This is a genomic window from Kribbella sp. NBC_00889, assembly GCF_045207705.1.
Classification (GTDB): domain Bacteria; phylum Actinomycetota; class Actinomycetes; order Propionibacteriales; family Kribbellaceae; genus Kribbella.
The window spans coordinates 5,336,865-5,348,236 of record NZ_CP108783.1; the positions used below are offsets into that span (position 1 = coordinate 5,336,865).

Sequence of the window (11,372 nt, forward strand, 5' to 3'; positions counted from 1 at the left end):
GCGTCAATGTTCTCTTTCTAGCCAAGAGTGTTCATCCGAGGAGCGCGTGTGCCGAGTCTCCGAGTCATCGAGATCACGAGCCCGTCCGCCCAGGAACGTGGCCGTCAGTACGGGAGTGCCGCCGCGGATCTGATCGCCGACGCGATTGCGTACTACCGCGAGGGCTTCGCGCACCAGACCGGTCTGTCCTGGGATCAGGTGCTCGATCACACCCGGCCGTGGCAGCGTCTCGTCGAGCGGGACCACCCCGAGTTGCTGGCAGAGATGGCCGGGATCGCCGACGGCGCCGGCGTCACGCTGCCCGAGATCGTCGCCCTCAACTGTCGCGGCGAGATCATCTACGACAACTGGTTCCCCGAGTCCCCGGTCCGCGAGGACGTCGACGGCTGTACGTCGTTCTCCCTGATCGACGGCGCGGCCGGCGACGGGCACGTCTACGCCGGCCAGAACTGGGACTGGCGCGAAGCGGTCCGCGGATCCGTCGTCCTCCTTCGGATCGTGCAGCCACCGAAGCCGACGCTGATCCTGCAGGTCGAGGCCGGGCAGATCGGACGCCACGGCGCGAACTCCGACGGCCTCGCACTGAACGCGAACGGCCTGGGCGGGCGCTTCGACGACTCGGTCGGGATGCCTCAGACGGTCATCCGCCGCGCGGTGCTCGACGCCGCGAACATCGCCGACGCGGTCAAGATCCTCACCTCGACCAAGGCCCACATCCCCAGCAACGCCCTCCTCACCCATCGCGACGGTTTTTCGATCGACGTCGAGACCACTCCAGGCGGACACGGCTGGGAGTACGGCGAGAACGGGCTGATTGTGCACGGCAACCATTACCAGGTCCTCAATCCGACGGAGGTCGGCAGCACCGGCCGACTGATCTCCCCCGACTCACTGATCCGGGTACCACGCGCTCGTCGGGGCCTGGTGAAGGCAGCAGACGGGGCCACGCCGGACGACGTCCGGAACGCAATCCACACAGCGATGTCGGACCACCTCGGATACCCGGACTCGCTCTGCGCCCACCCGGACGAGCGGCTTCCCGCCGTCGAGCAGTGGTCCACCACCTTGTCCAGTTGCGTCGATCTCACCACCGGCGAGTACTACGTAGCCGCGGGATCTCCGTGCGAGAACAAGTACGAACTGGTCCCGTTCAACCTGTACGACGAGATCCGGCCATGATCGGGCAGCCCGCCGAGCCGACCTCGGCCCACTTCGCGCGGGGCAAGACCCCGATCTTCGCCTCGCAGTACGACCAGCGGCTCGGCTACTGCCTCTACGTGCCGCAGACGCTGGGCACCGACCGGGCCCCGCTGCTCGTCATGCAGCACGGCACCGAGCGCAACGCCTCGTTGTACCGCGACCACATGGCCGCGTTCGCCGAAGAGCACCAGATCGCCGTACTCGCTCCGCTGTTCCCCGCCGGGATCATCGATCCGGAGGATCTGCACAACTTCAAGTTCATCGAGTACCAGGGCATCCGGTACGACCAGGCGTTGCTCGCCATGGTCGACGAGGTCAGCCGGCGGTACCCGGTCGACCCGGACGTGTTCTATCTGCACGGATTCTCCGGCGGCGGTCAGTTCGCCCACCGCTTCCTCTATCTTCATCCCGATCGCCTGGCCGGAGTGTCGATCGGTGCTCCCGGCCGGATCACCCAGCTCGACGACAGTCTTCCCTGGTGGCTCGGCACCAAGGATCTCCAGCAACGCTTCGGTCGTGCGGTCGACCTCGACTCGCTGCGCCGCGTGCCGATCCTGATGGTTGTCGGCGACAACGACGTCGAGACCTGGGAGATCGACAACCCCGGCGAGTCCAACTGGATGGACGGCGCCGAAAAGACTGGTAGTACCCGGATCGAGCGCCTGCGCACACTCGAGCGCGACTTCCTTGCCCAGGGCATCGACGTCCGGTTCGAACTCGTCCCCGGAGTCGCCCACCGCGGCTCACTGATCCTTCCGGCCGTCCGGGCCTTCTTCGCCGGGCTGCTGCGGTCCCGGCCCCAGATTCGCCGCCCCACCCCTGTAACGCATCTTCGACACCAGGAGTGATTGCCATGTCCAACACCGCTTCGAGGCCGCGGCGGTCGATCGCCGTCCTCACCTTGACCGTCGCGGCGGTCGGCCTGGCCGGGTGCGGCGGCACGTCCGCGTCGCCGGCCACCGGCGACGCACCGAACGCCAACCGGTCCGCGGCCGCGCAGGGGATCAGCTCGGACGTCAATCTCGAGCAGTGCGGCAAGGCCACCAGGACGATCAAGCACGACCTCGGCACCACCACCGTCACCGGCGACCCGAAGCGGGTGGTTGCGCTGGAGTTCTCCTTCGTCGACGCGCTGGTCGCGGTCGGCCTGGCGCCGGCCGGGGTAGCCGACGACGACAAGCCGGAGCGGATCATCCCCGGCCTGCGCGACAAGGTCGGCGAGTACAAGTCGGTCGGCCTGCGCGCAACCCCGAACATCCAGGTGATCACCGCACTCAAACCCGACCTGATCCTCGCCGACAGCGGACGGCACAAGGCGATCTACGCCCAACTGTCGAAGATCGCGCCGACCGTCGCCTACGCCAGCCTCAACGGCAACTACCAGCAGGTGATGGACAGCGAGATGTCCGCGGCGATCGCGCTGAACAAGTGCGACCAGATGAAGACCCGGCTGACCGAGCACGACAAGATCCTGACCGACCTGAAGGCCAAGGCGAAGTCCGGTGAGACCCGCGCGGCGTTGTTCGCGGTGTCGTCCGACAAGGAGTTCACCGGTTTCCCACCGAAGGCCTACACCCCCGGCGTGCTGGCCCTGCTCGGGATCAAGTCCCCGCTGGCCGACGACAGTGGCGACGCGACGGTCTCGCTCACGCTGGAGACAGTTGTCACCACCAAGCCCGACATCATGTTCATCGCCGGCCAGACCGGCGACACCCTGGCCGACACGTGGGAGAAAAGCCCGCTCTGGAAGGAGATCCCCGCGGTCAAGGACAACGCGACGTACAAGGTCGACCAGAACGTCTGGTCGCGATCACGTGGTCTGGTCGCCTCGGAACTGATCGCCCAGGAAGCCGTCAAGAACCTCTACGGGAACTGACATGTCCCAGTCGACGGGCATTCTGCCCACCGCCACCGAGGACGCAGCTCACCGTCGTCCGAGGATTGTCACCAGCAAGCAGCGGGTCACCTGGGCAGCCCTGGTCCTGCTGGCCCTCCTGGTGATCGGCGTCGTCTGGGGTCTGTCGATGGGCAGTCAGCACATCTCGCTGTCACGGTTGCCCGGAGCGCTCATCAAGGCCGACCAGCCGGACGAGTTGATCCTGCAGTCCATCCGGATGCCAAGGGTGGTGCTGGCCTTGCTGGTCGGCGCCGCCCTGGCGGTCGCTGGTGCTCTGATGCAGGCCGTCGCCGCCAACCCGCTGGCAGCGCCGGAGATCATGGGCGTCAACGCGGGTGCTGTGTTCGTGGTTGTGCTGGCGGTGACGATCCTGCCGTCGCTGTCCGGCGCGCCAACAATCGTGCTGGCGTTCGGTGGTGCGGCCGTGGCCGGTGTGTCGGTGATGCTGCTGGCCGGTTCGGGCAGCGGGCGGGTGAGTCCGGTCCGGCTGGCGCTGGCAGGTGTCACGGCCAGCAGCTTGTTGATCTCGTTGACGCAGGTGCTGATCATCTTCGACGAGAACTCCGCGGACAGCGTGTTGTTCTGGCTCGTCGGCGGGGTGAACTTCGCCGGCTGGGGCGACATCCGCGATCTGCTCCCCTGGCTCGCCATCGGGCTGGTGGGTGCGTTCTCGATGGCGCGCTCGCTCAACCTGCTTGCCCTCGGCGACGACATGGCCCGCGGTCTCGGTCAGAACGTCGAACGGACCCGGCTGCTCGGCTCAGCCTTCGTCGTCGTGCTGTGCGGTGCCGCCGTCTCTGTGGCCGGCCCGGTGGCGTTCATCGGGTTGATCGTGCCGCACATCATGCGCCGGATTGTGGGTTCGAGTTACACGGTTTTGTTGCCGTTGTGTGCGGTCGGCGGTGGGGTGCTGGTGTTGTATGCCGACATCTTGTCGCGCTATGTCAAGCCGCCGTTCGAGGTCCCGGCCGGTGTGGTGACCGCCCTGATCGGCGCACCGATCTTCGTGTATCTGGCCCGTCGGCAGAAGGTGACCTCATGAACGAGCGAAGCGAGTTCATCATCAAACACAGTCCATCTGGTGTCTCATCGGCGCCCGGAGCGAAGCGAGGACGTCGATGACCAGTTCGGCGATTGTGGCGCAGCATGTGCGCCGGACTTCTCTGGCCAGGCGGCATCCGGGTGCCTTGATGGCCTGGCTGGGTGTGTTGGCGGTGGTGCTGAGTTTCTACAGTCTCAGTGTCGGCGCGACCGATGTCTCGATGGGTGATGTTTTGCGTGCGGTGATCGGTGACACCGGTGATCAGGCCGCGCAGATCGTGGTGCAGTTCCAGTTGCCGCGGGTGTTGCTGGCGTGGCTGGTCGGGATCGCGCTGGCGGTGTCTGGTGCGGTGATGCAGGGCGTGATCCGTAACCCGCTGGCCGCGCCGGATGTGGTCGGTGTGACCAAGGGGGCCGGGTTCGCGGGCATGGTGTTGCTGCTGGCGATTCCGGGTGTGCCGGTGTTCGCGGTCGTCCCGGCCGCGTTCGTGGGTGGCCTGGCCGCGGCCGCGTTGGTGTATCTGCTGGCCTATCGCCGCGGCGCGACGCCGGTACGGATCGCGCTGGTCGGGATCGCGGTCTCGGCCGCGTTCGAGGCCGGGATCCGGTTCCTGCTGGTGCGCAACCCGCTGGATGTGTCCGCGGCGTTGATCTGGCTGACCGGCAGCCTGTTCGGCCGGTCGATGGGCTCGGTGCTGCAGATCCTGCCGTGGGTGCTGGTGCTGGTGCCGCTGATCGTGATCTGGGCCCGCAAGCTCGACGTCCTCGGCCTCGGCGACGACCTGGCCGCCGGGCTCGGCGAACCGGTCGAGAAAACCCGCCGGGTGCTGCTGCTGTTCGCGGTCGCGCTGGCCTCGGCCGCGGTCGCGGTGTCCGGCACGATCGGCTTCGTCGGACTGATCGCCCCGCACATGGCCCGCCGCGTCTTCGGCGGCCGCCACCTCGCCTCGATCCCGGCCGCCGCGCTGTTCGGCGTCCTGCTGATGCTGTTCGCCGACATGATCGGCCGCGGCCTCGCACCCCCGCTGGAGATCCCGGCCGGCCTGGTCACAGCGGTCGTCGGGGGCCCGTACTTCCTCTACCTGCTCGTGAAGACCGGAAAGTAGGAACCGCCATGCGTCTGCAGGCACAAGGCGTCCAGCTCGCCTATGACCAAACCGTCATCGCCCACGACCTGACCCTGACCATCCCCGACGGGAAGGTCAGCGTCCTGATCGGCCCCAACGGCTCCGGCAAAAGCACCGCACTGCGGGCCCTGGCCCGGCTACTGCCACCAGCCAAAGGCAGTGTGATCCTGGACGGCAAATCGATCCAGGACACACCGACCAAGGAAGTAGCCCGGCTGCTGGCGATCCTGCCCCAGGTCCTGGTCACACCCGAGTCGATCTCGGTCGAGGACCTGGTCTGGTTCGGCCGCCACCCCCACCGCACCTCCCTCAAAGTCCCCAGCCAGGCCGACAAAGACACCGTCGAATGGGCCATGGACGTCACCAGCACCACCGAACTGCGCCACCAACACGTCGACCAACTGTCCGGCGGACAGCGCCAACGCGTCTGGATCGCGCTCTGCCTCGCCCAAGGCACCGACCTCATCCTGCTCGACGAACCCACCACCTACCTCGACGTCGCCTACCAACTCGAAGTACTCGACCTGCTACACCAACTCAACCAGGAACAAGGCAAAACCGTCGCGATGGTGCTCCACGACTTCAACATGGCCGCCGAATACGCCGACCACGTCTTCGTCATGAAATCCGGCACCCTCGTCACCCAAGGCACCCCCGAAGACGTCTTCACCTGCGACACCATCCGCGACGTCTTCGGAGTCGAGTCCAAGGTCGTGCCTCACCCGGTCAGTGGTAAACCGATGTGTATCCCACTGCGCGCCGGCCTGCGAAACCAAGCCCAGGTAGCGGTTGCGAACTGCTGAGGCTCGAGAGCAGCCTTCAAGGTCGCCCGGGGTTCGGAGGACGGGTACGTTACGGGTTCGCGTCTGTGACGGGATGGTCCGGCCACGCGACTGCATAGCCGCCGAAGCCGCCCTCGTTCAGTCGTGCGTAGCGCAGCAACTCACGAACGATGCCTGCGTTGCCCATGGCCCATCCGGGGCGCGGTTCAAGGTCTGGTGGGTCTGCGCGGTGCTCATGATTCGACCAGCGAACGCCGGCTTCATCGACGATTGCGTGAGTCACCAGGTCATCGACCAGGACGTCGGCGAACTCGAAGTCGCCACCACATTCCACGATCCGGTCGCAGGCCAGGGCCAGCACGCCTGCGGTCCCGCAGCACCGCCCGTGGTTGTCCCAGAAACCCGGACGGATCCGACGCGGCAACCCGGACTGTGTGACCGTTTGCCAGCAGGAGTCACCGAGTCGAATCCAGGCCGAGTCTCCAGTGACCTGCGCGAGCAGGCGAAAGACTTGTGCGTCGCCCGCCGGACCATTGCACCAACCAAGGCTGAACCGCTCCACCACATCAGGCCGGTGCGGTGGGTCAGAGTGCGGTACAAGGAAGCCGTCGGGACCAGCCTCATTGCGGCCCACGACGTCTGCTGCTCCGGTGAGGGCAAGGTCGATCAGATCCTCCCGGTCAGCGGCTCGACCGACGGCGGCCAGCGCATAGACGATGCCCAGGGTGCCGTGCGCAATGTGATGGGACCGCGGCGGAGAAGGCCGGACCGGCCAGTTCACGCCACATGCCGTCCGATCCGCCGTAGTGAGGTAGGGCGTGACCGCCGCAACGGCCAGGTCCACATCACCCGCAGACAGTGCACCAAGCCCTATGCCGGCGTTGCCGGCGAAGAGCTCGAACATCGGGCCCCAGCGCTGACCATCGAAGCGATCCCGAATCCTGCCCAGCGCCCGATCTGCCGCATCGAGACTGCCAGGTGCCCGCAGCCCAGCAGCGACGCCGGCCAAGCCGAAGTACAGCGACGAGTCCTCAAGACTGTCGACGCTCGCGGCCAGAGCATCCACGCCCGCTGCCACTGCATGGTGATAGCGGTCGTCGCCGAAGTGCTGCGCCGCTTCCTGCAGCGCGAGCACGATCCCGGCCATGCCGTGGTAGAGCGACGGGTCCTTGCAGTCGGCAACTTTGCCGACCAACCAGTCAGCCGCCCCTCGCGCAAGCCACGTCACCTCTTCGGCCCTTGCCGCACGATCTGGCGTCCCCACGGCGGCCAGTTTACGTTGCAGACACTCGCCGGCTTCGGCACCCGTTCGGGTTGATCCCGATCACGGGTCGGTAGCTGGCTTCGTGAGGGTCAGTCGGCGATCCGTTCGAAAGCGGCTGCCTGTTCCTCATCGTGCACAACGTCTGCGAACAAAACCCTCGTCGGCAACGACGTCTTCGCGGCTCAGGTCGGAGCCGGCGCATGCCACGTCGGCGCGGCAGAGCCGGGATCGCGCCGGTCGATGATGGTGTCGAGGGTGGCGCGAGCGGCCTGGAGCCGGGCGATGGCTTTGTCCAGCCCGCTGCGTTCCGAGGCCAGTCTCTCGATCAACTGCAAAGCCGCCGTTCTGAGTGCCGGCTCCTGACCGGATGTCACATCTCGTCCGCCTCCGGTGACTCATGGGGTGACCGACCGATGGTCCAACCAACGCAACCAGGAGACGAGATGTCCGAGACCAGGATCCCCAAGACCGAGATCACCGGAGTTCTCGGCGCGGTAGCCAAGAGAGTCAGCCGGAAGATGCTGGGCGAGGTACCGGAGCAGCTGGAAGTCATGTGGCACAACAAGTCGGTTCTGATGACCATGATGGGCCTGTCGAAGAAGGCGAAGAAATGGAACGAGTGCGACGAGAACCTCAAGGCCTTCGCCCATATGGCGACCATGGATCTGATCGGCTGCAGGTTCTGCCTCGACCTCGGCTATTTCATGGCGAACCACGACGGCCTCGATGTGAAGAAGGCCCGCGAGGTGCCGGGCTGGCGCGAGTCCGACGTCTTCACCCCGCTCGAGCGTGACGTGATGGAGTACGCCGAAGCGATGAGCCAGACGCCGCCGACGGTGACAGATGAACTCTCGGCGAGGTTGTTGAACAGTCTCGGGGCACCGGCTCTGCTGGAGCTGACCGCCTACATCACGCTGGCGAACATGGCTGCCCGAATGAACATCGCGATCGGGCCCTTCGAGTCTCAGGGCTTCGCGGCGGCGTGCGGCCTCCGCCCACTGACCGAGCCCTCGAGGTCTGCGACCGGCGTAGCGTCGCAGTCATGAGCACACCGAATGGCACCGAGGAGTTCGAGGCTCATCGCAGCCTCCTCTTCACCGTCGCCTACGAGTTGCTCTCCTCGGCGGCCGACGCCGAGGACGTCGTCCAGGAGAGCTGGCTGCAGTGGGCCGACGTCGACCAACGGCAGGTACACAGCCCCCGCGCGTTCCTGATCCGCATCGTCACCCGGCAGGCGCTCAACCGGATGCGGACGCTCTCGCGCCTTCGCGAGAAGTATGTCGGCCAGTGGCTGCCCGAGCCGCTGCTGACCACCCCTGACGTTGCCAATGATGTCGCGCTCGCGGACAGCGTCTCGATTGCCATGCTCACCGTGCTGGAGACGCTGGGCCCGACCGAGCGGGCCGTGTTCGTGCTGCGCGAGGTCTTCGCGGTGCCGTACGACGAGATCGCAGAGGCGCTCGACAAGACTCCGGCGACCGTCCGACAGATCGCCCACCGGGCGCGCCGGCACGTGGCGGCCCGACGCCCGCGGACCCGGGTCACCCGCGCGGAGCAGGAGGAGGTCGTCGAGCGGTTCCTCGTCGCGATCCGGACCGGGGACGTCGATGCACTCCTGACTGTGCTGGCCCCGGACGTGGTGGCAGTGGGCGACGGCGGTGGGCTAGCTCCTGCGGCCCGACGGCCGCTCGAGGGAGCCGAGCGCGTGGCGGATGCCTTGGCCGCGGTGGGCAGGTACGACGGCCTCGTCGTACACGCCACGTGGGTCAACGGCGCGCCGGCGGTCAGGATCGACCTCGACGGCCAACCCGTCGGTGTGGCCAGCGTGCAAGTCGCGGGCGGCCGCATCACAGGGATCTACGGCATCGCCAACCCGGAGAAACTGACCCGTCTCGATCGGGAAACGCTGCTGGCCACATGACGAGGTCGCGGTGGGTTGGATGCCTGCTGGTCAAGGTTGGGCGCTGACCAGGCCTGTTTGATAGGCGATGACAACGAGTTGCGCGCGGTCGCGGGCACGGAGTTTCACCATGGCGTGGCTGACGTGGGTGCGTGCGGTGGCTGGGCTGAGGAACAGCTCGGCGCCGATCTCCTGATTGCTCATGCCCTGACCAACCAGGGACAGAACTTCGCGTTCTCGTTCGGTGAGCACCGCGAGCCGTTCGTCGGCTGCCTGGCTGACTGTTCGTTGAGCGGTGAACTGTGAGATGAGGCGTCGGGTGATTCGCGGTGCGAGCAGCGAGTCTCCGGCGGCGACGACGCGGATGCCGTGGAGGAGCTCGGCGGGACCGGCGTCTTTGAGCAGGAACCCGCTGGCACCGGCCTGGAGTCCCTCGAAGACGTACGCGTCGGTGTCGTAGGTGGTCAGGATGAGGACGCGAACGTGCTGGAGTCCGGGTGTCGCGGCGATCTGTTGAGTGGCCTGGATGCCGTCCATCTTCGGCATCCGGATGTCCATGAGTACGACGTGGGGCCGGGTGGCGCGGGCTTGTTCGACGGCCTGAACTCCGTTGGTGGCTTCACCTACCACTTCGATGCCGTCCTCGGCTTCGAGGAGCGCCCTGAAGCCGGAACGCACGAGACCCTCGTCGTCGACGACCAGCACCTTGATCGGCGTGTCGTCGAGGGACGTCTTCAACGGCATGTCGCTCCCGGCGCAAAGGGCAGTCGTGCAACAACCGCGAACCCGCCATCAGCTATCGGCCCGGCGTCGAGATCGCCGCCCAAGAGTTGACACCGCTCGCGCATGCCAATGATCCCACGCCCTGGTACAGCGGATCTTGCGCCATTGCTCTGGGCGTGGCCACGTTCGTTGGTCACGCTCAACTCGAGGGAGTCGACTCCGTAGCCGAGCCCGACCGTCACCCGGGTCGGACCTACGTGGCGGATCACGTTCGTGATGGACTCTTGGAGGATTCGGAAAGCAGCGCTGTCCACCGCGGTCGGCAATGCCGGGGTGGACGGCGCACTCTCGAGCATCATCTCGAGTCCGGCGTGGCGCGCGTTGGCGAACAACTCGTCGATCTGTCCGAGGCCAGGGTGCAGCGCTCGCCCGTCGTCGGCATCTCGGAGTACGCCGAGGATGGACCGCATCTCGTGCAGCGCCTTGGAGCTGGTCTGCTCGATGGCCTCCAGCGCCTCGCGTGTCCGTTCGGGCCGTTTGTCGAGGAGGTGGGCGGTGACACCGGACTGGACGTTGATGATGGCGATGGCATGAGCGACGGTGTCGTGCACCTCGCGAGCGATCCTGAGTCGTTCTTCGTCGACCCGGGCCCGTGCTTCCTCCTCGCGGGTTCGTTCGGCCAGCTCGGCCCGCTCCAGCGCGTCGGCAGCGATGACGCGTCGAGTCCGGACCGACTCGCCGAGGGCGACGCTCATCACCGAGGCCCCGATCCGGAAGAACACCCACCCGATGGCGGCGGGCGGCTCGATGTCTGCGGCAGCGACCAGCCAGCCGCCGGTCAGCACCGTGATCCCGACGGCGGCGATCGCCAGCGACCGGCGCCCGTCGCCACACGCAGCGAGGCTGTAGAGGGCGACGAAGAGCCCGAGCCAGCCAGGTCCGTCCGGGAAGTCCAGGGTGTAGTAGATCAGGCTGGCGACCGCGGTGATCGCGAAGACCGCCACCGGGAACTGGCGCCGCAGAGCGACGACGGCGCCACTGACGATGAGCAAGACGTATCCGAGGTAGCCGAGGTCCGAGAGGGGACGTAACACCGAATCGGGGTCGGCTGCCACTTTGGCCAGGCTGCCTTGGACCTGCATCACCGTGATGAAGAGGGCGAGACACAGGTCCAGCGCAAGCGCAGGCAGGCGGAACGAGACGGCGCGGGCTTGCATGTCGCGATCATAGGTCTTCGGCCGCAGCAGGGACTCCCGTCCGGTGCGCGGGCCAGTACGACGAAGAGCGCGATCCAGGCCGTGACGTCTACGTCGAAAGGCGTAGACAGTGCCGTCCTCGAACGGACGTACCGGCGTCGTCACCGGCGAGACGATCAACTCCGTCACATCACTGACGGAGGCCTTCATGACCGACACGTACCTGCCCGACGACCGCCACT

The 11,372-nt window shown here is 66.7% G+C and carries 12 protein-coding genes; 8 read left to right on the forward strand and 4 right to left on the reverse strand.

Annotation, left to right across the window (positions count from 1 at the left end; translation table 11 throughout):
• Nucleotides 1–48 precede the first annotated feature (48 nt).
• The 6 genes from OG817_RS25955 to OG817_RS25980 all read left to right on the forward strand — a co-directional run bounded on the left by OG817_RS25955 (nucleotide 49) and on the right by OG817_RS25980 (nucleotide 6,068).
• Nucleotides 49–1,179: a C45 family autoproteolytic acyltransferase/hydolase gene (locus OG817_RS25955; protein ID WP_406047232.1), complete on the forward strand. Its 1,131-nt coding sequence runs from the start codon at nucleotides 49–51 to the stop codon at nucleotides 1,177–1,179.
• Nucleotides 1,176–2,048, forward strand: a complete 873-nt coding sequence (locus tag OG817_RS25960; protein ID WP_406047233.1) for an alpha/beta hydrolase — start codon at nucleotides 1,176–1,178, stop codon at nucleotides 2,046–2,048. The genes OG817_RS25955 and OG817_RS25960 overlap by 4 nt, the downstream gene beginning before the upstream one ends.
• Nucleotides 2,049–2,053: 5 nt before the next feature.
• The gene (locus tag OG817_RS25965; RefSeq protein WP_396397746.1) at nucleotides 2,054–3,076 is read left to right on the forward strand and encodes a Fe(3+) dicitrate ABC transporter substrate-binding protein; all 1,023 of its coding nucleotides are present in this window, start codon (nucleotides 2,054–2,056) and stop codon (nucleotides 3,074–3,076) included.
• Nucleotide 3,077: 1 nt separating this feature from the next.
• Nucleotides 3,078–4,139, forward strand: coding sequence for a FecCD family ABC transporter permease (locus tag OG817_RS25970; RefSeq protein ID WP_406047234.1), 1,062 nt, complete (start codon nucleotides 3,078–3,080; stop codon nucleotides 4,137–4,139).
• A 76-nt stretch (nucleotides 4,140–4,215) separates the two neighbouring features.
• Nucleotides 4,216–5,244: a FecCD family ABC transporter permease gene (locus OG817_RS25975; RefSeq protein ID WP_406047235.1), complete on the forward strand. Its 1,029-nt coding sequence runs from the start codon at nucleotides 4,216–4,218 to the stop codon at nucleotides 5,242–5,244.
• 8 nt (nucleotides 5,245–5,252) lie between these two features.
• A complete protein-coding gene (locus OG817_RS25980) occupies nucleotides 5,253–6,068 on the forward strand; it encodes an ABC transporter ATP-binding protein (RefSeq protein ID WP_406047236.1) in 816 nt (271 codons plus the stop codon).
• A 49-nt stretch (nucleotides 6,069–6,117) separates the two neighbouring features.
• On the opposite strand, the gene OG817_RS25985 is transcribed toward OG817_RS25980, so the two are convergent.
• Together OG817_RS25985 and OG817_RS25990 are read right to left on the reverse strand one after the other, a co-directional pair.
• Complete coding sequence (locus tag OG817_RS25985) at nucleotides 6,118–7,311, reverse strand: lanthionine synthetase LanC family protein (RefSeq protein WP_406047237.1); 1,194 nt, start codon at nucleotides 7,309–7,311, stop codon at nucleotides 6,118–6,120.
• A 182-nt stretch (nucleotides 7,312–7,493) separates the two neighbouring features.
• Nucleotides 7,494–7,640, reverse strand: coding sequence for a hypothetical protein (locus OG817_RS25990; RefSeq protein WP_406047238.1), 147 nt, complete (start codon nucleotides 7,638–7,640; stop codon nucleotides 7,494–7,496).
• 114 nt (nucleotides 7,641–7,754) lie between these two features.
• Between OG817_RS25990 and OG817_RS25995 the strand changes: the two genes are divergently transcribed.
• Both OG817_RS25995 and OG817_RS26000 read left to right on the forward strand, forming a co-directional pair.
• Nucleotides 7,755–8,357 (forward strand): carboxymuconolactone decarboxylase family protein, encoded by a 603-nt coding sequence (locus tag OG817_RS25995; protein ID WP_406047240.1) that lies wholly within the window; start codon nucleotides 7,755–7,757, stop codon nucleotides 8,355–8,357.
• The gene (locus OG817_RS26000) at nucleotides 8,354–9,232 is read left to right on the forward strand and encodes an RNA polymerase sigma-70 factor (protein ID WP_406047241.1); all 879 of its coding nucleotides are present in this window, start codon (nucleotides 8,354–8,356) and stop codon (nucleotides 9,230–9,232) included. The genes OG817_RS25995 and OG817_RS26000 overlap by 4 nt, the downstream gene beginning before the upstream one ends.
• Before the next feature lie 30 nt (nucleotides 9,233–9,262).
• Here OG817_RS26000 and OG817_RS26005 read toward each other — a convergent pair whose 3' ends face one another.
• Entirely contained in the window at nucleotides 9,263–9,955 is a 693-nt protein-coding gene (locus OG817_RS26005; protein WP_396395367.1) for a response regulator, read from the reverse strand.
• The gene (locus tag OG817_RS26010; RefSeq protein WP_406047242.1) at nucleotides 9,946–11,340 is read right to left on the reverse strand and encodes a sensor histidine kinase; all 1,395 of its coding nucleotides are present in this window, start codon (nucleotides 11,338–11,340) and stop codon (nucleotides 9,946–9,948) included. Before OG817_RS26010 ends, OG817_RS26005 begins: the two co-directional genes overlap by 10 nt.
• Nucleotides 11,341–11,372 lie beyond the last annotated feature (32 nt).